General features: G+C 42.5%; 19 protein-coding genes. 15 read left to right on the forward strand and 4 right to left on the reverse strand.

Going from position 1 to position 20,328, the window contains the following annotated elements; translation table 11 throughout:
• Positions 1-5: 5 nt before the first annotated feature.
• Together C0J08_RS20045 and C0J08_RS20050 are read right to left on the reverse strand one after the other, a co-directional pair.
• Positions 6-833 carry an AraC family transcriptional regulator gene (locus C0J08_RS20045; RefSeq protein WP_212653660.1) on the reverse strand — a complete coding sequence of 276 codons (828 nt, stop codon included), beginning with the start codon at positions 831-833 and terminating at the stop codon, positions 6-8.
• A gap of 90 nt (positions 834-923) precedes the next feature.
• Positions 924-1,895: a DMT family transporter gene (locus C0J08_RS20050; protein WP_212653661.1), complete on the reverse strand. Its 972-nt coding sequence runs from the start codon at positions 1,893-1,895 to the stop codon at positions 924-926.
• 117 nt (positions 1,896-2,012) lie between these two features.
• Here C0J08_RS20050 and C0J08_RS20055 point away from each other — a divergent pair, with 117 nt between their 5' ends.
• From C0J08_RS20055 to C0J08_RS20075, 5 genes are all read left to right on the forward strand, one after another.
• Positions 2,013-2,882 (forward strand): LysR family transcriptional regulator, encoded by an 870-nt coding sequence (locus tag C0J08_RS20055; protein WP_212653662.1) that lies wholly within the window; start codon positions 2,013-2,015, stop codon positions 2,880-2,882.
• A gap of 229 nt (positions 2,883-3,111) precedes the next feature.
• A complete protein-coding gene (locus tag C0J08_RS20060; RefSeq protein WP_212653663.1) occupies positions 3,112-3,996 on the forward strand; it encodes an N-acetylmuramidase family protein in 885 nt (294 codons plus the stop codon).
• 57 nt (positions 3,997-4,053) lie between these two features.
• The gene (locus C0J08_RS20065) at positions 4,054-5,163 is read left to right on the forward strand and encodes a hypothetical protein (protein ID WP_212653664.1); all 1,110 of its coding nucleotides are present in this window, start codon (positions 4,054-4,056) and stop codon (positions 5,161-5,163) included.
• Positions 5,164-5,203: 40 nt separating this feature from the next.
• Positions 5,204-5,980, forward strand: coding sequence for a lamin tail domain-containing protein (locus C0J08_RS20070; RefSeq protein WP_212653665.1), 777 nt, complete (start codon positions 5,204-5,206; stop codon positions 5,978-5,980).
• A 35-nt stretch (positions 5,981-6,015) separates the two neighbouring features.
• Positions 6,016-6,963, forward strand: coding sequence for a hypothetical protein (locus C0J08_RS20075; protein ID WP_212653666.1), 948 nt, complete (start codon positions 6,016-6,018; stop codon positions 6,961-6,963).
• Here C0J08_RS20075 and C0J08_RS20080 read toward each other — a convergent pair.
• On the reverse strand, positions 6,944-7,189 hold the full coding sequence (locus C0J08_RS20080) for a hypothetical protein (RefSeq protein WP_212653667.1): 246 nt from the start codon (positions 7,187-7,189) through the stop codon (positions 6,944-6,946). The two genes, C0J08_RS20075 and C0J08_RS20080, sit on opposite strands and share 20 nt — an antisense overlap.
• Before the next feature lie 179 nt (positions 7,190-7,368).
• Between C0J08_RS20080 and C0J08_RS20085 the strand changes: the two genes are divergently transcribed.
• The 9 genes from C0J08_RS20085 (at position 7,369) to C0J08_RS20125 (ending at position 15,618) form a co-directional block, all read left to right on the forward strand.
• Complete coding sequence (locus tag C0J08_RS20085) at positions 7,369-7,797, forward strand: hypothetical protein (protein WP_212653668.1); 429 nt, start codon at positions 7,369-7,371, stop codon at positions 7,795-7,797.
• Positions 7,798-7,808: 11 nt separating this feature from the next.
• Complete coding sequence (locus C0J08_RS20090) at positions 7,809-8,108, forward strand: hypothetical protein (protein ID WP_212653669.1); 300 nt, start codon at positions 7,809-7,811, stop codon at positions 8,106-8,108.
• Positions 8,109-8,218: 110 nt separating this feature from the next.
• A complete protein-coding gene (locus C0J08_RS20095) occupies positions 8,219-8,887 on the forward strand; it encodes a hypothetical protein (RefSeq protein WP_212653670.1) in 669 nt (222 codons plus the stop codon).
• Positions 8,888-9,081: 194 nt separating this feature from the next.
• A complete protein-coding gene (locus C0J08_RS20100) occupies positions 9,082-9,819 on the forward strand; it encodes a hypothetical protein (protein ID WP_212653671.1) in 738 nt (245 codons plus the stop codon).
• A gap of 76 nt (positions 9,820-9,895) precedes the next feature.
• Complete coding sequence (locus C0J08_RS20105; RefSeq protein ID WP_212653672.1) at positions 9,896-10,489, forward strand: hypothetical protein; 594 nt, start codon at positions 9,896-9,898, stop codon at positions 10,487-10,489.
• 164 nt (positions 10,490-10,653) lie between these two features.
• Positions 10,654-12,072 carry a pyridoxal-dependent decarboxylase gene (locus C0J08_RS20110; protein ID WP_212653673.1) on the forward strand — a complete coding sequence of 473 codons (1,419 nt, stop codon included), beginning with the start codon at positions 10,654-10,656 and terminating at the stop codon, positions 12,070-12,072.
• Positions 12,073-12,089: 17 nt separating this feature from the next.
• Entirely contained in the window at positions 12,090-13,097 is a 1,008-nt protein-coding gene (locus tag C0J08_RS20115; RefSeq protein ID WP_212653674.1) for a ligand-gated ion channel, read from the forward strand.
• Positions 13,094-14,476 (forward strand): PDC sensor domain-containing protein, encoded by a 1,383-nt coding sequence (locus tag C0J08_RS20120; RefSeq protein ID WP_212653675.1) that lies wholly within the window; start codon positions 13,094-13,096, stop codon positions 14,474-14,476. The genes C0J08_RS20115 and C0J08_RS20120 overlap by 4 nt, the downstream gene beginning before the upstream one ends.
• Positions 14,473-15,618 (forward strand): MFS transporter, encoded by a 1,146-nt coding sequence (locus tag C0J08_RS20125; protein ID WP_212653676.1) that lies wholly within the window; start codon positions 14,473-14,475, stop codon positions 15,616-15,618. Before C0J08_RS20120 ends, C0J08_RS20125 begins: the two co-directional genes overlap by 4 nt.
• Before the next feature lie 163 nt (positions 15,619-15,781).
• Here C0J08_RS20125 and C0J08_RS20130 read toward each other — a convergent pair whose 3' ends face one another.
• Positions 15,782-16,771 (reverse strand): hypothetical protein, encoded by a 990-nt coding sequence (locus C0J08_RS20130; protein ID WP_212653677.1) that lies wholly within the window; start codon positions 16,769-16,771, stop codon positions 15,782-15,784.
• A gap of 592 nt (positions 16,772-17,363) precedes the next feature.
• Here C0J08_RS20130 and C0J08_RS20135 point away from each other — a divergent pair.
• Entirely contained in the window at positions 17,364-20,204 is a 2,841-nt protein-coding gene (locus C0J08_RS20135; protein ID WP_212653678.1) for a hypothetical protein, read from the forward strand.
• Positions 20,205-20,328 lie beyond the last annotated feature (124 nt).

Consider the following 20,328-nt stretch of genomic DNA (forward strand, 5'->3'; position numbering starts at 1 on the left):
GTCGACTAACTGCGCAGCAAAGTACGCCTGAATTGATAAGGTGTGAGCCCAAACATGGGCTTAAAACGCCGATTAAAGTAACTCAAATCGGTAAAACCAAAAGCAAAGGCCACATCAGCCAATGGCATCCCCAGTTCCAATGCTTCTCTGGCACGGTTAATTCGATAGTTTTGCCAATACTGATGGGGCGTCATCCCAAAATAATCCCGAAAGCAACGCAACAAATGGTATTTCGACATATGCGCCACTTGGCTTAATTCATCGAGGGAGAACTCCTCACTAACATGGGCATGCAAATAGTCTCGGACTCGCTCAAAAACAGGGTCTTTCACCCGTCGTTTCGCTTCCATCACCACTCCTTTTCGGCGCGCCAAATATTCGGCAAATTCAAACAGCACAGACGAATATTCGAGCGCAGATGACATGTCGCTTTCAACCAAAGCAGCCAAACGCAAAATATGATGTTTTAACATGGGGTCACTTTGCACCGGATGCTCGATGCGAACGTCCTTAGCTCTACGCACGCCAGCGCTTTCCAGCATGGGATTTAACTGGCCAGGATGAATGTACAACATTTTGTAGTGAAGCGGATCGTCAGCCCCAGAACGACCGTCGTGGGCGTCCTCTGGATTAAACACAATCACATTGCCAGAATAACTTTTATGATGTTCGCCTAAAGTAAAAAAATCCTGACGGCCCGATAATGTCACCCCAAAAGAAAACTCCTCATGGGCATGAGTACCATAGGAAAAATCGCTCATAGAGGCTTCCAGCAACATCACCTCATCGAGGGCCGCACTTTTAGCAAACTGAAACCGATTTTCTGCCGACATCACAAGCCTCTCTAAACTCGCCCAATCCATAACAATAGACTAACCAATCACAAACAGAAAAGATTGGACGATATTGCGAAATACGCTTTCTTAACTCACTTTTTGTTTAGCCACGACCAACGCACCATGACGTTCAGAAAGCGCTAAAACAACAACGGATGACATTAAAATAATGACACCAAACACCGCGATAGGCGTCAGTGTCTCGCCCAAAAATAGCACGGCAATCAGCGCAGCAGTGACAGGCTCAATAAGAACCATCACCGATGCCGTTGTGGCTCGGACAGAAGAAAGACCTGCATTGAATAGTATATAGGCGGCAGCAGTCGGCACCACACCTAGATAACTGAGAAAAACCACACTCTGAAAAATAGTGCCTGAGCGAGAAGTTAGCCCCTCAAATAAGGCAAATGGCAGCAGACAAAGGGTTCCGATAACGATGCCAAAAAAGGTCACATTAAACTGATCAATATAAGCATACCGTCCCATCGCTCTGGTAATAAGCGTCACACAGGCGTAACAAATAGAAGATAGGAAAGCAAAAGCCAATCCTAATAGTGAATGAGATCCAATCTCTCCGCCACCCGTCAACAAAGCAAGGCCAAAAATAGCAAAGGCGATGATCAGTGCACCCGACCAGCCGATTCGTTCACCCATTGTCAGATAAGAACCGATAGCCATCAAAATTGGTCCCAACCCTAACGTCACTATGGTGGCCACTGCTAAACCGCTATATTGTACTGCGGCAAAATAAGCGGTCTGGTAAATCGCTAAGCCCATACCAATAACTACCATCCGCCCCCAGCGTTCACGAATGAAAGCGCCCATGGCACGTCTTTTCTCTTTCGAGTTCATAATAACTGCCACAATAGCAAGAACGAACATACCAATGGCGAAGCGCCAAAACGACACAGCAACTGGCCCAAGCCCATTGCGATAGAGAATGGCCGCGACAGCCCCACCCGTACCCCACGCAATGGCGGCAAAGGACACATAGAGCAAGCCTCGACTCACCGATAAAGTCGAAGAACCCGCTTTTACACCTGCCGCTTCAGAAACCATGTTAACCCCTCCGTTTGTTGATACCTTTTGTCTTGCAGCAAGCGTCGCTCAGTTATATAAAAGAGTAAAACGTATAATTTACTAATCAATCATTCGAAAAACGAATAGGTGATATTGATGAATTACCCTGACTTACAAATAAGCTGGTTAAGAACCTTTGTGGCGGTGGTCGATACGGGGTCTTTATCCGCCGCCGCGCCTTTAGTGCATCGTTCTCAATCCGCCGTCAGCATGCATATCAAAAAGTTAGAAGACATTATTGGTACGGCTATTTTATCCAGAGGGCCTCGCCATTTAGAGGTCACATCCAAAGGCATTGAATTACTCACTTACTCACGACGCATGCTCGAATTACAGTCTGAGGGCTATGACGCCCTGTTTGGCAAACAATTGACGGGACTCATTCGCATCGGTGTTCCAGATGACTATGCCATGTACCTAGCCCCCATATTACGACACTTTACTAGCCGTTATATGGGCGTAGAAATCGAATTAACCTGTGAGCAATCCACCTCTCTTATTCCACGTATCAAGAACAACGAACTGGATATCGCACTAATCTCTCGCGACAAACCAGAACATGGCGAGTTACTTTTTCACGAGCCACTCGTTTGGGTGGGGGCTTCAAAATACGAAGTGTGGCGGCGCAATCCTCTACCTATTGCGGTCTACGAAGCAGGCAGCATGGCGCAAATGGAAACATTGTCGGCCTTAAATAAGGCTAACAAAGCGTATCGCATCGTCTATAAAAGCTCAGGGCTTGCAGGCCAGCTTACCGCCGTGGAAAGTGGATTAGCCGTCGCCGCCTTGACTCGTTGCAGTGTTCCTACCGAGTTGCAAGTCTTACAAAACTTACCCGCGGAATATGACTTACCTAAATTGACAGCAATGGACGTGGCTGTCTTTCGTAGCAAACGCTCACAAAAATCAGCAGCGGTGGATGAGATGTATGAGCAAATAGTTCAGGCTTTGAAAGTAGACATTTAGCCTTTCTCAAAGTATTGCAATCAAATCAAAAAACTAGAGAATTTAAAACTTCTTACATAACCACACTGGTAATCGAGCAACGACTTCTTGTAGAAACCGTGAATAGGGCGTTTTGGCTCTTCCTCTCTTCCCCATTGATTAGCCTGATAAATCCCCCTGTTTCCCCAATTCTCAAGTGACCGCTCTCTTTAAGATTTAAGACTAATTCATAGCTTAATAGGAATAGATTATGTCTGAACTAGTTCTTTTATCATCCGTTGGTATTGGTGGAGAAAATAAAACAGAAGATGTATTAAACATACAAAAAGCCCTAAATGCCATTCAAGAAAAAATTGGTCTTAATGAACCTTTAGCCGAAGACGGAGAGCTTGGTGCGGATGAAAGTGCATCAAAAACCTGCCATGCCATAGCACTTATGCAAGAAAAGATTCTAGGTTTTAAAAACCCAGATAGTCTCATCAGTTGCAATGGAAAAACTCACCAAGCGTTAAACAAAGCCATTCAAAAACCCTCTTCTACATTAGATTTGTTCTTACCAAAAATTGTGCCAGAAAAAGGCTTAAAGAACGAAGATTATCATGATGCGGCAGCGCTATTAAATTGCGAAGTAGCGGCCATTAAAGCCGTTTCTGAAGTGGAATCATCAGGCAGCGGTTACTTCGATAATGATGCGCCTTGTATCTTGTTCGAAGCCCATCAGTTTTCAAAATACAGTGACCATCGCTTTGATGAATCTCACCCCGAGATCTCATCTGCAAAATGGGATCGCTCTTTGTATATTGGCGGTGAAAAAGAATATGTGCGCCTACAAGCAGCCATGAAACTTGACCGTACTGCCGCACTCAAATCAGCTTCTTTTGGACGCTATCAAATCATGGGCTTCAACCACCAAGCCGCAGGCTATGACGACGTCGAATCCTTTGTCAGAGATATGTTTTTGGCAGAACGACATCACCTCATAGCATTTGTCCATTTCATCAAATCAAACAGTCGACTACTCGAAGCGATCCAAAACTTAGATTGGGCGACCTTCGCACGTTATTACAACGGCCCGAGCTATGCCGAGAATCACTACGATGAAAAGTTAGAAAGTGCTTACAACAAACACTGCTAACACCTGAATAAATAACCAATACGATGGATCCAAAAGGATTGTCTACAAGGAAAGATCATGTCGATTAAAACCATGAACGAAATGATACGAAAACATGTAAAGGCGATTAGCCTTTCTATCTTAGGTATTTTATCTGCTGCCATCATTCCCATTTGGCAAATTTATTTCGTGGAGCAGCCGGATGTTCATATCGAAATAACAGAGATCCGTCGTATTAATTCAAGTGACTTTAAAGTGCCACTTTCAACGGATGAGCTGCAACTGCTTAAACCTTATTTGGATGAGGATCTCTTCTATACATTTGATAAAAACGGCAACCGGGCTGACAAAATAAACTATCCTGAATTTTCAATAGAAACCATTAATGCTGCCTTCAATAAAGCCAAGATGGACATTAAGAATATTACCGAAACCAAGTCTATATTAAGTAAGCATATTGCTACAATAAACAAGTATTTGAACCCAAAGGATAAAGCACACTTATTGATCGAATTTCGGGTAGGAGAAATAAAAGACTGGTCTCTACGAAATTATATTGATGATGACGAAGCAAGATATTACGAAAAACAAGTATTAAGAATTACTCGTGATTATGCTGATATGCACTTTCAAAAAGGCAAAGGGGCTCCAATTAATACAGATGCCTTAAACTTTCTACTATCTGATGTTAAAGAAGACTTAATTGAAGTCATTTCAGAAAATGAAATTCGTGTAGAAAAACTAAGAGATAATATTCAAGCCATCGACACCCAAATAACCAAATTAAAAAAAGAACAAAGAGACATTTACAGCTTCTTTGATGTCAGTGTTGTCGCAACGAACAATGGACGGGCAAGCGCTTCTCTCAGACCTGTCGCCTTACTTAGAGTTAATATTAGTAAAGACAACTATGTCAACTTAAAACTAGACATGGATGATTACCAAGATCAATCAAACCTTCCTGAAGGCTCTACTAAGATATTACATTATCAATCAAAAATTTTACATGATATTCCCTCGGAGGACCGCATTATGGTTAATACCTTTTGGGGAAGTACAGGTAGAGCAAGTGTCTTAAGCCTAGACACAAAACAAAATATTTATATATCAAACACCATTGCTTTTGCTGATAACAGCAACCAAAAAGTCATGTTTGATAAATTAAAAGAATCAGCCAACTCACTATAAATATATATTAAAAAAACACTTAAACCAAAAGGAAAAAATCATGTCTTTTTTCAATAAAAACCTACATAAAGAACTCTCCGAATTGCTCAATTCATTCACATCCTGCTTGCCAGTAACACGACAGAAAGCCGGTGAATACTGGAAAAAACTCAATAAAATACAGGCTTTAAGCCAAGTTCAAATTGAAGATATTGACTTTAAAGGCAACCCGACGCCTAAAGATGAGTCCGTAACTATTCGAAATTACAGTGACTTGGCGATAGACATTAGCGGCTGGCGAATTCAGGCAGGATCACCAAAGCAAGTTTATATTTTTCCTGATAGCAGCGTCTTTGCACCCAACGACACTATTTGCATAGACACAGCTGGCAATACCGAGCATAGCTTTAATACAAATAGACCGATTTGGAATAATCGAGGCGATACCGGAACCTTGTTTGATGATGAAGGACGCACTGTTTCAATCCTATCTTATGGTGACAATGCAAATAGCAAAACAATCGTTAGTTATATGAATTTCAATGGTAAGGAATTTCGTAATGAAGGTGATGAATTTGTCGAGATAAGCAATATCTCTAATGAAGATGTAATGCTATCTGGTTGGCGTTTAGAAGCATTGACAAACAATCATATTTTTCATTTCCCAGAAGACACTAAGCTAGAGGCTTATTCATCTCTAAGAATTTATACCAACAAAGCCAATTTAGAACAAAACGAGTACAGTTTTAACAGCCCCAAAGCCATTTGGAACAATTCTCAGGGTGGATGCAGACTCATCAATTACCTAGATAACGAAGTATCCTGTTACCACTACTAATTACAAACATAACCATTAATTAAGAGAAAAATCCCGTGGCAAACGATGCATCAATAAAAGCAACATCGTCCAATAAAGAGCTTACTATGCTTGCTGAAGATGGCCGCCGACTCTTGCAATATGTCGCGCGTCACGGGAACTTAACGATCAATAACGATATAGCAAAAGGCATCATCAGTGTCAGCGCTAAAGTCGATAATAATAGCTGGACAATCAGCGACGAAATCCAACTCATACATTGCTATGACCGACTCGCTCGTCAAGTTTATCCAGTGACAATAGAAAGTATTAAAGCGGTTGTACCTGATAAAATCAGCGGAAAACTCTCCCACCCAACAGCGTCAAAAACCATTACATGGTATCGCTATTATACGGTGCTGACCCTCATATTCTTACTGGCTATCCAGATGTTTTATCTATTTGGTTATACATTAATTCAAACATTAGCCGATTATTCTCCCCCCATCACCAATTCGATTCCGGTTGAAATTGAAGCGAACTACCTATTATTAAAAGACTGGAACCATATATGGATGCTTGGGCAGGAACTAGAATTAAAAAGAGTATCTGTCGATAATACATCAGACAGTGATCTTGGCATTGCATTTTCAACGAACCTAATTGCCGCACAATCCTTTGTGCAAATGCTGCAGAACTACCTACTCCCCCTTATTTATGGGTTATTAGGCGCATTAATTTTCGTTCTTCGGACATTATTACAACAGGTGCGTAACCTGACTTATACATCCAGTAGAGAAATAGGCTATCGTTTACGATTAACACTAGGCTGCCTGGCAGGAATGATTACGGGTTGGTTTCTTAAACCTAATATGGGCGAAATGGCACTATCCCCAATGGCCCTCGCCTTTTTAGCAGGTTACAGCATTGAAGTGTTATTCACTATACTTGATAAGTTGATTGACAGTATCCGCCGACAGTCCGCTCCCTCCAATAACACGAATATTAAGGATCAATCTTCTTAGTTGCTTTCTTGGCCGCTTCTTCTATAAAGGTTTTAGCAAGTTTCAATAACATATCTTGAGTATCATCACTCAAATCTTTTAAGGTCAGCTTCCCTTGTAACACCATATTGAGCGTCATATTTACCTTAGTTAATTGCTTAAACTGATCTGGTGTTAATTTTGGTTTCTGAGGTTTTGGTTTAAGCGTTTTTTGAGCAATTTTAAGCGCTTTCTTAATATCTTTCATAATTCCCCCTTTGACCACAGCACTGATCAAATAAAATTCATTCAAATCTTTAATAAAGATAAAAAATATAATTAAAGATAAATAATATCTTGGGGAAAATAGCATGAGTTAACCTGAGTTTTTCATATGCATCTTAAAGTACTATTTAAATCTCATTTAATATTATTCATAGGACTATTATGAAAAGATTAATTATTACTCACTTTCTTCTTCTCTGCCTTTTTCTAACGTCAGGTTGTGCCGTAGAAATGATTTCTCCCTATGACGACAAGACGGTGGAGCAGATGGAAAGAATTGATCAAAAAATTGATCACTTCTATTTGATTTTACAGTCAGTACCAGAAAAAGACCGGAGTTTTACTCACTATTCTTCGGCCTACTTGGATATTGATGTGCAAATACGAAGTCTAGAACGACGCCAGGAAGTACGAGAAAAAAACGAAGAAACCTTAAAACAAACGAGAATATTAGCTTCTTTATGGAAGCAAGACATGGCAATACATAAAAAACAAAACTCGATATCCGATTTTATGATTAAACGAAGAATGAGCCAATATCAACGTTTAATGAACACTATGATCGTAGGCGAACTTGCTAAAAGACAATAGGAGATATAACCATGAACCCCACATTTGATCATCTCGTTGCGACAACACTCGATAAATTAGAAGACTCCTCCCTAAAAAATACTTTAGGTGAGGCTTTAAAAGAAAGTTTGGAAAAACAACAAACATCATTTCAAAACTTGCTTGTAGCAAAAGAGCAAAATCTTATTTCTCAAGAAGAGTTCGATATCGAAATGGAAAGAGAAAAGGCGATCTTAGAAGCCGAAATGTTAACCAAACAAATTGCAGCAAAAGCGGTTATTCAAAAACTCGTCAATGATGCTATTAGTTCCCTTACAAAAGGCCTTATCTAACCATCATGACATAGCGCTCTGGCAAATAGTTAGCATAGTCAACTATGGTATAAAAACGCCCTATAGAAGTAAGCGCGTAGCTTACTTCTATATTTTCTTAGAGAATCATTATGAAAAAGCCAAAACGTCGATTTATAAGAGTAATTTATAGATATCGAATTATATCGAAACCAGTACACCAAAAAAGTGTACCTAACAAAAAAGGTATGAGTGCAACGGAGGATCAAACAAAAGCTCAGAACACAGCCCCGTCTGCAAAAACGACGAGTGAGCAATCTAGCACTCTGGCCACGTTCGATTATCGCTGTAATCCATACCAGCAATTTATCGATAATTTATCACTTAGCTTAAGCAATTTACCGCTAGAAGTATTCACAGGGTCAACACCCCAAACAGATCCTGATGGCCAAGAAAAAGGCAGTGAACCCAATATTACTGTCGAAGAAAAAACAATACACACAGAAAAGCAAAGTGTTACCGCTGAAGAAAAAACAACCTCAAAAGAAAAACAAAGTGTTACTGCCGAAGAAAGCGCAAGAGCAGAAAGAACAGAAACAGCGAACGACTCTAACAGCACCATTAACGCCACCAGCGATACAAACGACATTGCCCCTGCTGTGCAAGACACTGTCACCGCTTCCATTTCGCATGAAGCCCCTACCACCACAAGCCAAACCAGTCCAAATTTACGCTATTTAACCGGTATTCCTTCGTGTTTTCTTGCCTCAAGACCCACAGACCAAAATCACTACGAAAAAGAAACTGAAAGAAAGCAATAAACCGCCCACTGCCAGTAACATTAAAGAGACTCTTCAAACCCATATTTGATGGAATATTGAAAATTAATAAAACACATCACATCGAATAATCTATTTCCCTGCTTTTATAAATAGCTCCTCCGAGTAACCAACAGCAAAGCTTTATATCCTGCCAACGTCACTATCTAAGAGTCACTATCTAACAGGAGAACTCCATGAGTCAGCTATTATTTCGTTTATGTGAAGCGTCAGACGGACGTAAATTTGCATTCCTTACCGACCAACCCAATGTCGAAGACATGTTCGACAGTGGCTACAAAGTCGCCTATAAATATCGCGATCAATCAAACGGCGTAGAGCTGCTCGCCCGTTGGCGTAGCTCTTACATGGTAAAATCTGCAGAATTTGAAAAGTTGCCAGAAGAAGACGAGCTTCCGGACGACCTACAAAACGCGTTCAATGTTTTAATGTCGAGCTTAATCAAAGGCGTCGATATCTTTTTCTGCGACTATAATTTGGCCATTTCAGCAAACCGCCCAATCTGCAACGATGTGCTAGATAAATACCGTTCAACCGATTTCGTGCTTTTCTCATGTGAGGAGATGATCGGCAACGACCCAAGAACTCAACCTTACACCGTATCTTATTCCGAACCTCGATACCCAAACAGCAGTAATACCGGAAGACAGCACCGTATCTATAGTAAAACGGATTCCTTTGCATTCTGTCAGGCCCTTTACGCCATCATCATTCAACGGGAAAAAGACGATTTAACAGGCGGACACATTCGTACTGAAATCGATACCTATATTAGTGAAAAAACCATCGACGAAAATACCGCCGAACAACTGATCAATCGCTTTATAGAAAACCTATCCCAATACAGCAAAAATAAGGATTACTCTGCCACGGCCGCTCTAGGGCTTGGTGCTCCAGACAACCAAGACGACTAAGCGCAACACCATAAAAAAATGCGGCATCACGCCGCATTCAACCCAGTAACCTACATCATAAAAAAAGGGGACCTCGATGCTACAACAGACACTACTCGCTCAATTGGCTAGCAGATATGACTTTAAAAAAGCCAATCAGATTGCCAAGCTCCCACAAACGAACCCCTTTATTCGTGCCTGGATGGCATTAGATTTAAGCCAACCTCTTGCGGACTCGGTTCAAGCAAACCACATCGACTTTGCAGCTCAATATCAGCAAGGTGAGGAACACTTTAAATACAACATAAAAAGCGACTTGGTAGAAAGCTGTGACAAACGATTTGCTTCAAAAGCAGACCTTAAATTAACCACAGCCAACAAAAGTATTTGGATTGAATTTCACATGCTCCACGAAAACGATCTCCCCATAAAAAAAGAACGCGACAAACTTTACACTGATGCCAAACGGGTCACAGCGCTCCGACAAGCATTACCACAGGACGATGTCATCTTATTAATAGGGTTATGGGGCAGCGTCAGCCACGCAGACATGCACTATTTCCAACCACTAGACAATAACACTCAATGTGCTTATGTCATCGACAGTAGTCTCAGTGGAAGCACTCAGATAGCGAGATTAAGTCAAATGAAAAAAACCGCTGATAAGCGTTTTTTATTAGCCGCTTTTTAAAATATTTTTCTTAAACCTCTTAACTCTACCCACTATTAGTCACAGTCATAGGCTCTCACTAAAGTCCCTTGATCCTGCTGTATTTTAGCCACATTCACCCGTGTAAACAGGCCTTATAGAACATAGATTAGATACATCTTTTTCCATATGGATTCGTACCTAATATGATTTACCCTGAACAATTAGCCATTAGCGAACAAGGCCTTACACACGCTAAAAAAGAAACCCTACTCACCCGTTTTTTCGAGAATATGAGTGAGAAAAAGCAGCTTTTTCTTGGTTATCAAACGAATCAAGATGTGCAATTTTCATCTTCATTGCTGCCCTTTCTAACGTTAAACCTACTCAATCTTGGTGATGGCTTTGAAGACGGTTCCTACGAAATAAACGCCAAACAATTTGAACGGGCCGTCATTGATTATTATGCTCGCTTGTGGGGGTTCTCTACTTCCTTTCCCCCAAGAAGCTATTGGGGTCATACCACTGCCATGGGCTCCACCGAAGGAAACTTATATGCCCTCTGGAACGCAAGAGACTACCTAAATGGGTACGCAGTAGAAGGCCACCATCAGGCCGTTCAGACAAAAAATAAGCCCGTCGTTATCTACTCTGAGGCAACACACTACTCGGTTAAAAAGTCCTGCCAAATTCTAGGCCTTAGCACTTTCAATGACGCTGGCCCCTATTTAGGTGATTGCCCAATTAATCAAGGCAACTGGCAACAAGCCCTTGCGACAAAAGAATCTGGTGCGGTGAAAGAAGAAGATCTCTACCGAATTGCGGCCTTCTTCCTTGAGCGAGACTATCCCATCATTTTGATTCTTAATCACGGCACAACATTCAGCGGTGGGAGTGACGCGATAAACCGAATAATCAACCACTTAAAACCTATATTAGGCAACAACAGTGAATTTGATCGACGTTATTGGATACACGTAGACGGCGCCTTGTCAGCCAATTTTTCACCTTATCTAAAAGACGATCCGTTTGCTATTTCACAAGATCCCTATGAATTTCGCCACCCAGATGTCATGTCCATTTGCTCTAGTCCTTATAAATGGATTGGAGCCCCTTGGGCCTGTGGCATATTTTTAATGCGCGAAAAATTTAAAGTAGGCTCGCCACATCGACCAAGTTACATTGCTGGACGAGATTCAACCGTTTCAGGCTCAAGACAAGGCATCTATGCACTCTATTTATGGGAAAGATTATCGACGCTTGGTACTCAAGGTTTAAAGAAAATCGCCATAAGAAACGAGCACAATGCTAATTACCTTCACCAGCAGCTAACAAGACTTGCTCAATTCCAACCAAATCTCATAGTCATGCCAAAACCTAATGGCTCGAACATCGTCCGTTTTAGTACACCAAACGATAAGATCAATCGACAATTTTCATTGGCTCAAGACGACGTTGAGGTAAAAGGTAAAAACCAACGAATGAGTCACGTCGTTGTACTAAGTCATGTCACCCAGCACATGTTAGACAGGCTACTGGATGAATTATCGACTCCCTATGCCTTTCAGAAGCCAAAAAGTATCCAACATCCTCTTACTGCCAATTATTTTGGTTTTTTCAAATAAACCAAGGAGAACACATAATGAAAAGACACTTAAAATGGTTAACCATAATATTCGTAGGATACTTTTTTGCTGCGCCAATATACGCAAAAAATATCGTTAATGTTTCCATTTCAATTAACAAAATATATGGCATTAATACAATCGACCAAACCTATAAAATAGACGGTTATTTGGTCGCATCTTGGCAAGATACAACTAACCCCTTAAAACCTAAAACCGGACAGCGTATCTATGAAAATCAAACGGCAGATACGATTATCGGTGATGGCAATATCTGGTTTCCGGCCTTTGAATTCATCAATACGGTAGGTAAACAACAAACAGCGAACAAACGCCTCATTTTTTCTAGTACTGGGGAAATCACTTACAACGAACGCTTTCAGGGCACTTTCTCTACCGAAATGGATTTTCGACGTTTTCCATTTGACGATCAAAACTTTGAAATCATCATGGAACCTTTTTCCTACGAAAAAAATCAACTCACTTTTGGTAAAGCCCATGTTTTTCTAGAAGAGCCGGACAACAAATCGCTTAGTGAATGGGAAATAAAAGGCAAACCTCAAGCCACCATAAGCGAGCATGTTTATCACCACCTTGACGATGCTGAAAAAACTTTCTTCTCACGATTGAAAATCAGTATTAAAGCACAACGCAAAGCCGACTATTACTTGTGGCAGTTTATTCTTCCGCTTTCAATTATTGTCGCAGCAAGTTGGTCGGTATTCTGGATCAAAGGGTTTCCGGAGCGCATCAACACCTCCTTTACCATGATGCTCACCGTCGTTGCCTACACCTTTTATACCAGCAACATACTGCCTAGGTTGCCATACACCACCTTCATACAACGCATGATTATTATGGGTTACTTAAGCATCTTTGCATCCATTCTCATCATCATCTTCATCAAAGTGCGGGAACAAGGTGGCCATAAAACAGAGCACATCATGCGCTACTGTCGATACCTCTTTCCAGGCTTTTATCTATTTTCCATTTTGATTCTCGCAAGATTGGATAACCTATTATGAAAAACTCACATACCCTTAAAACGACGATCGAATCCGTTCTCTGTTGTGCCATTTTCATTGCATTACTGGGCACTACTATTAATTTACTCTATAAAAAATCCATCGAAGCCCTAGAGGAGCAAATTAAAATTGGTTTGATTTCATCGGTCAGTGCATCGGCTTCCACACTAGATGGCAAATTACATGCTTCATTTGATGACCAAACCACTGATGCTGACCCAAGCTATCAGCATGCCGCCAACCAAATGGAGCGCATTCGCGAAGCAACCCCCAACATTCGTTATATCTACACCTGTATTTTAAGAAACGGCACGGTTTACTTTATGGTAAACCCCAGCCCACAAAATGACGCCGATGGTGATGGCATACCAGATGAGCCGCCCGCCTTAATGACACCTTACACAGACGCCCCGCCAGAACTAAAAACGGCGTTAGAAGAACATAAGATTATGACCTCATCCACCCCCTACAAAGATCAATGGGGAACCTTCATTAGTGGCTACTCGCCATTCTACGACAACCAAGGTGAATTCATCGGTGTTCTGGCAATGGATCTAGAACTAAGTCATTTTTACGCTCGCCTAATGCCCATTAACAGAGTGTTTGATAAAGCCAAAATTATCGTTGTGTTCCTAGGCTTAGTGTTTGGATTAACAGTATGGTGGATTCGTCGCTCCCATTTGAACCACCTCAATTCCAGTCAGGAGAAAGAAGCCGACACCACAAAACGCTTATCTCATGCCGACGAACTGAACAATACCCTATCAGGACTTATCCATTACTTTTACCTGCAAAGCCCCCTTACTGAACCAGATAACATCAGTAATATGGCCTTGCGCATTGCCTTATACCAATATTCACAAAGCTTACAACCCTTCACACAAAAACCAGTTAAACAGTCAGTACAAAGCTGGTTCCAGACGCTCAACAGTGCGACACAATCCCGTTGCCATAGCCACCATATTTGGCATTTTCCATTAGACACCGACGCCTTATTCAGCTCAGAATTCTTTGCAGATGAGCTGTTAACTTTTCACCGTCAGCTTTCGGATCTACTGCAAATCCCCCTTATCGGAGAAACCAGTCTGACGGAAGAAGGTCTGGATGCCTGGCAGTTAACCACAGTATTTAAAACTTCAACTAACCAAGAAGAACCAACCCCGGAACAATCCATTCTCGAACCAGAACTCCTTGAAAAGCTCTTTAGTAATACCGGCAACACCCTGTCTCATCCAGCCTTCATAGCAAATAACACTGTTACAGAGATTAACCTGAAGACCACCATCAACCACTTACACAATATGGGTTGCCAATTTAGTCTCAATGAAAGTGGTCAAATATGCATGCTGTGGCGAATCATTAAGGAGAAAGCAGAATGACAAAAGTTGCGCCTATTTTATTGATTTTATGCACCTTATTCGTGCAACTCTCATCGGGTATAAACTATGTAACCATACCTGTTCAAATGCAAAGCCAAGGCTATGACAACACCATGATTGGCACCGCCATGTCATTTGAAATCGTTGGCATGTTACTGCTGTTTCGCCCTCTTTCACACTGCATAGGAAAATGGGGACTATTTAATTCTTTGGTTATTTTCACCCTAGCCAGAGCTGCCAGTCTTTTCCTAATGAGCTATTGTACCAATTACCCATTATGGCTCTTTTGCATCTTTTTTTACGGTTTATCCACAGGCCTAACACTGGTGATCACACAAACTTGGTTAAACATGCTTGCTCAAGGAAAGTCGAAAGGACTATTCATGGGACTCTTTTCTTCGTCGCTTTCTTGCGGTATTGCATTAGGCCCTGTTGCTCTACAAATGCCTTGGCTTAACCGAATTTGGCCATTTGAACTCGGCACGCTCATTACCTGTATTCCGTTATGCCTCTACATCCTGATGCGCAAACAACAAAGCACCACACAAGAAATGGGAAAGGTACGCTTCTTATTCGCTTTTCGTCATGCCAAAGTCATCTTAACCGCGGCTTTTGTGGGTGGCATCAGCTTCTTTGGCTTGCCCAGCTTTCTTACTTTATACGGTATGCAGAATGGCCTAAGTGAACCCCAATCACAGTTACTACTCACTATGTTTATGATCGGTAGTGTCAGTTTAGGTATGCTCATGAGCACCCTTTCTTCGCTCATCAACCGCAGCACCATCGTGCTGGTCTGCCTCTTCTGCTCTGTCGTTTGCGCCGTGTACCTTTCTATTTCCATCTACACCCAATACTGGCTGGCGCTCACCCTGTTATTTTTCTGGGGCGGTTCATTAGGTGGAATTTACGGAATTGGATTAGCCTCGTTAGGCGATCGATTCTGCAAGCAGGACCAAATGACCGCCAACATGAGCCACTCCATCATGGACTCACTGGGCGGTATGATCGGCTTACTTATCATCGGCATTATGCTGGACACCTTTGGGCCAGAAGGCATGACCGCCGTCTTCGTCACCGTCGGCAGCGCCTTACTCGTCTTCTTCGTTTACGAACTGCTTGCTCCGCGACCAACCTACGAATAGGAAGTTGGGGGTGGTGGGTGCATTGTTAAGTTGGGGGAAAATCAAAAAACGAGAAGAGAAGTTACACGCAATGTTACAGAGCCGCTCTTGATAAAGCCTCACGGCAGCAGGCGTTGGTTTCCTTTTTAAGCTGCACCCAGCGATTCTGCCAATCTCTCAAATGTTAATTGACAAAATGATTACCAAAAAGAATTTTTAAAGCTAAGGTCAATGAATACTCTGGTTGGTAATGACTTTCTGACTCATAGGTCACTTGGGGTTTTATTTCGCCAATGAGCCATTTGTCATGCAGTACGTGGGAGTATTTAAAATAGTATAAAAAACTATCGCGATAAACGTCAGATTCTCTCGACTGTAGAAAACTAACATTGTAGTAGAGTCCATTGTCTTCGTTTAATAGCTGGTTAACGAAAAAACTCTGATTAGCGTATACGTCCTCATTTTTAGCCAATATTGTCAGATCCGCATGCAATCCATAGACAAGCGACTCATGGGAGATATTGCTTATTTCCATCGAATAAAGAGCGACGACGCCTTTGGTGTTATAAACAAATACTTGTGGTTCTTGATCGAACGCCCAATTCGTCATGGCATGTGTTTGAGGAAATCTTACCCTGACATATGGGTCAAGCGGCAACGACATCAACACCCCAACGTCCGCACTCCAACCCACTTCATCATAACGCAAAGCGGCCGTTGAATTCGTTTCTAAAATGGCATCAGCGACATCATCCGTTTGGTCTGATTCGCTCAAAGCCCGAGCATCATCTGATGAACTGAAATAGCGATCAAGCGAATCACCATAACTTTCCACCACTAGATCGAGTTTATTTCGCGTATTAGGAAAATGAAATTGTGCCCCAATATCATAAAACCCAGCGAGGTTGCCTTCCTTAGCGATGGTTCCGACTTTTAAGTCGACTTTTGTGTCATTTGGGTCCGTCACGTCTGTTCTAGACAAAAATGAGTCTATACCACTCGACCACAATTCCACCTGCTTCGAAGCATATTCATGAGCGTGCATCCACCACTGTTTCTGTCTATGAAGCGGCTCAGGGTCATTTGCCGTAACATCACTCGCAAAGACATAATGGTCACACCCAACGGCCAACAAAACGAGAACGATTCGATTTAAGCGTCCATTGCGGTTCATCAAGCACTCCCCATTCGACTTTCCATTCCCTTTTTGAGGCTAGAGGATCTTTGCCGCCACTCACTTAACAGGCAAAAGAAATTTATCATTTATTTGCGCCGCGCAGATGACGCCAGCACAGCTACGCAGAGTACTGAAGTGTCACCGACAGATCAACTCACCACCCCAAGGTAAGATAGGCATGTCTCATCAGCTGGGATGAAGACGAGGTACTATTTTTCATCCGGCTCCACACATTCTTGAGTTATGGTTGGTTGGGTTGAGGAAGATTTGCATCATTACTGCTTTGTTTGACCAAGAAACTAGAGAAACATAGTCACATGATGACAATGAGGATTATCCATTAAAGAATCACTTGAGCACTTAAGGGATTAGTTTTTGATCTGACCGCAAACTCGTTAACTAAATGGCAGTTACACATAATCTTTTACAGGGTCAGGGTCTTGCATTGAGTTTTTCATCTGACCCCAAACTTAAAGTGACGTGCTCCCCTCAGTTTTCCTTTTAAACACTGCAAATTTCCCAAATTACGCCGTGAAGCCAAAGCTTCAAAAAAGCTAATGTGTCGATTCATCAAGCAATGGGGATCATCATGTCAGACAAAACAGCTAATCAAATCATAGCCAACGGGGAACTGACCACCTGGCTCAACGAAGATACCGCTATTCAGCAATTTAACGTGGTGAGCATCAAGCTCCTGCAAGATAAACTCGACGCCATCGAGTGGGACGACCGTTTCGCCAAATGGCGAGATGCCGAAGATGGCAACAAGATCTACTGGTTTTTCATCAAAGGCGGCACCGCATTACGGATACTGTTTAGTGACAAAGGCCAAACCGACATCATGCCCGACCCCAGCGATTGGGACACCCAAATCGTCATCAACCCGGATATCCCGTTCGACCTGTGGTACCGGGCCTATCAGAAAATAGCCGAAGCCATCAACGAAGCCCTGTACTTGGCCAACATGTGCTTTACTCTGATGCCAAAAAACACCACACCAACCACCACCGCCACCTACCGTCCTATGGCCGATTTTATTAAAAACGGCCTCAAGAAAAATTATGACAATGCCACAGGTGAACCACTGGCGCCTATTAAACTGGCTTATGGCGGTACAATCCGCTACCGTCAATCCGGCGACCGCAAAACCGTTTATCAATGCGATATGTTTCACCCTCTGCAGTCGGGCGACCTGTCCCGGCAACGCTTTGCCAATTTAACCACAGCGGACTGGAAAGCGCCCGAGTATCAATTGAAATTGGTTGCTCACAGCGAAGACCGCACCCCTATCGCCAGTTTGGCCATAGCAGAAAAAACCCGAAACGACGGCAAAAAGAAATTAATAGTCGTAGGGCGAAAATCAGTAACCGATAGACAAGATGTACTTTATATCATCATTTTCGACGACAAGGGTAAAGCGATTATCCGAGACGAAATACAACTCATAAGCAAACGGCGTGAAAGTAACTTTAAAGATCATCGATGGGACAAAGTCAATGAAATCATAACTTTGATCAGCGGTCCAAAATTATCCACAATCAATAGCGAGTTAACAAAACAGCCTAACGCCAGAGATCCACAATTGGCAAAAGATATTGAAAAAATCAAACGCTTAGCGGTAGCTGCCACAGACTTTAGCGTCGATCCCATCTTCGACTCCATGTACCCGCAAGAAACCGTCGACGTCAACCAGCTAAACTACCGCTCGAAACCAACCTGGAAAAAAGCCAGAGATATACTCAAAACAGCACTTAGCTCTCAATCTACCGCCATCGATCTGCACTACCAATGTGTTGAGCATTCACTGGGTCTAAACAAAGACACCAAAGCAGCGGTGATCCAATGGTTTAACAGCAACAAAACTGCACTGGGCGAAACAAGCGACATCATTTCGAGCGAAACCGTGGAAAATGTCATGAGCAAGCTACCGCTCAAAGCAGCAGAGCCACTGGCCAGCGGACAAAAAACCTTGATCATCGACGAGTTCTACCTCCATCGCCTAGTCGTCAGATATAAGTACGTCAAACCGGATTTATCTGATAAGACCGGGCCAAAACCAAAGAGTACCTTCGGTAAAACCATGGACGACTACAACCTCGCCTGGACCGCATCAGGTAATCTGCGCGGCGAATTGATTGATGTCACGGTGCCAAGGCGAGACACTTTCGAATGCCAGCACCATAGCAAATTGCTGAGGGATGGTACTTGGCAGGTTTCCAAAAGAAAAAGTGGCGTGCCCGGCGTTAACGACATTGAAATGCCATTGCTGGATGAAGCCTACCATATTGAAGAGCAAATATTGATCACCCGTGAAGTACTGGCTGGCAAGTCTTCTTCACCGAAAAAGCTACACAAACGCATCAAGCGGGGTTACTCCTTAGGAGTGCCTAAGAACGCAACAACCCATAGGTTAAATGCCCGCAAAGCGGTGATTAACGTGCTGCACAAACAGTTTACCGGCACCTATGGCAGCTACAACAATCAGGCAATCAATCAACTGATCAGTAACGTAAAAGCCCATTTGTATATTTGGGCAGACATCGACAGAGTAACTAGGAGAACCAACCAAATTAAAGGCTTAAAAGAACTTTTTGATAGCCAAGTAGCCAACAACAGCAACCTACTGGCCTGTAAATACAGTTCAACCAAGTTAGGTGAATTGAAGACGTTTGTTTCCGATGTCAGACCAGTCGGCGATTATCCTGACGTTTGGGGCAAAGGCTCCACCGAGCAAGACCGAACCAATGCCGGTATGATCGACTTTTTCATCATCACCGCCATTTACGCTCAAATAGCCAAACAGATCGAACAACTGCTTAAACAAAACAAAGTGTCGTTGGCCCGTGCCTCAGATGGCAGCCACAACCTGCGAGAGACGATTAAGTTTTTGATTTATCAAGTCGCCGACAACAACCACGTGTTTATGCAATTGACTGGCAGCGCGGCCACTTATCACCATCTTAAAGACTTAAATCAAAGTTTTGGCGAAATGGCCGACGAGCATTTGATTGTAGAAAAAGTGCAGATTCGTTGTTTATACGATTCGACAATAGATTTAGATGGCCTAAAACAGCATTTTGCGGCCTCAAAAACCAAATTTACCTCTGAGTGTAAGACCAAGAGCGAACACGATGTGTACGATGCCCTGGTTGAAAACATCGAATACGTCCCACTGACAGACGCCCAAGACCAGCAAACCGAGTACGCCTATGGCATGCCGGTGATGAATCTAAATAGCCATATCAAAGCTTTGGAAAACAATATCGGTGCCGCAGAATTCCTGCGCAGTGAAATGCTTAAAGAGGAATTGGATATGCTCCACCGGGCACTGACCACCCGGGAATACTCCGAACGCTACCGAGGTATGCCCAAATTAAAACGTACATTGTCTAGTAGCCGTGTTGTGGGATTGAAGAGTACGTTCAAATAAACGTCATGTGTAACCTCACAAGGTCGGAACTATTTCAACAGGACATATATGGACGCTCCGGTGCCGTCAAGGCCGCACTTAGCCAAATCACTCTTTGTAGAGTGATTTGTTTAAGTTTTTGATC

The organism is Marinomonas sp. CT5, from assembly GCF_018336975.1.
In the GTDB taxonomy this organism is placed as follows: Bacteria; Pseudomonadota; Gammaproteobacteria; order Pseudomonadales; family Marinomonadaceae; genus Marinomonas.

Excerpts from the sequence above, each read along its gene's own strand:
- C0J08_RS20045 (WP_212653660.1), bottom strand. The coding sequence starts at position 833 with ATGTCGGCAGAAAATCGGTTTCAGTTTGCTAAAAGTGCGGCCCTCGAT.
- C0J08_RS20050 (WP_212653661.1), bottom strand. The coding sequence starts at position 1,895 with ATGGTTTCTGAAGCGGCAGGTGTAAAAGCGGGTTCTTCGACTTTATCG.
- C0J08_RS20055 (WP_212653662.1), top strand. The coding sequence starts at position 2,013 with ATGAATTACCCTGACTTACAAATAAGCTGGTTAAGAACCTTTGTGGCG.
- C0J08_RS20060 (WP_212653663.1), top strand. The coding sequence starts at position 3,112 with ATGTCTGAACTAGTTCTTTTATCATCCGTTGGTATTGGTGGAGAAAAT.
- C0J08_RS20065 (WP_212653664.1), top strand. The coding sequence starts at position 4,054 with ATGTCGATTAAAACCATGAACGAAATGATACGAAAACATGTAAAGGCG.
- C0J08_RS20070 (WP_212653665.1), top strand. The coding sequence starts at position 5,204 with ATGTCTTTTTTCAATAAAAACCTACATAAAGAACTCTCCGAATTGCTC.
- C0J08_RS20080 (WP_212653667.1), bottom strand. The coding sequence starts at position 7,189 with ATGAAAGATATTAAGAAAGCGCTTAAAATTGCTCAAAAAACGCTTAAA.
- C0J08_RS20085 (WP_212653668.1), top strand. The coding sequence starts at position 7,369 with ATGAAAAGATTAATTATTACTCACTTTCTTCTTCTCTGCCTTTTTCTA.
- C0J08_RS20090 (WP_212653669.1), top strand. The coding sequence starts at position 7,809 with ATGAACCCCACATTTGATCATCTCGTTGCGACAACACTCGATAAATTA.
- C0J08_RS20095 (WP_212653670.1), top strand. The coding sequence starts at position 8,219 with ATGAAAAAGCCAAAACGTCGATTTATAAGAGTAATTTATAGATATCGA.
- C0J08_RS20100 (WP_212653671.1), top strand. The coding sequence starts at position 9,082 with ATGAGTCAGCTATTATTTCGTTTATGTGAAGCGTCAGACGGACGTAAA.
- C0J08_RS20105 (WP_212653672.1), top strand. The coding sequence starts at position 9,896 with ATGCTACAACAGACACTACTCGCTCAATTGGCTAGCAGATATGACTTT.
- C0J08_RS20110 (WP_212653673.1), top strand. The coding sequence starts at position 10,654 with ATGATTTACCCTGAACAATTAGCCATTAGCGAACAAGGCCTTACACAC.
- C0J08_RS20115 (WP_212653674.1), top strand. The coding sequence starts at position 12,090 with ATGAAAAGACACTTAAAATGGTTAACCATAATATTCGTAGGATACTTT.
- C0J08_RS20120 (WP_212653675.1), top strand. The coding sequence starts at position 13,094 with ATGAAAAACTCACATACCCTTAAAACGACGATCGAATCCGTTCTCTGT.
- C0J08_RS20125 (WP_212653676.1), top strand. The coding sequence starts at position 14,473 with ATGACAAAAGTTGCGCCTATTTTATTGATTTTATGCACCTTATTCGTG.
- C0J08_RS20130 (WP_212653677.1), bottom strand. The coding sequence starts at position 16,771 with ATGAACCGCAATGGACGCTTAAATCGAATCGTTCTCGTTTTGTTGGCC.
- C0J08_RS20135 (WP_212653678.1), top strand. The coding sequence starts at position 17,364 with ATGTCAGACAAAACAGCTAATCAAATCATAGCCAACGGGGAACTGACC.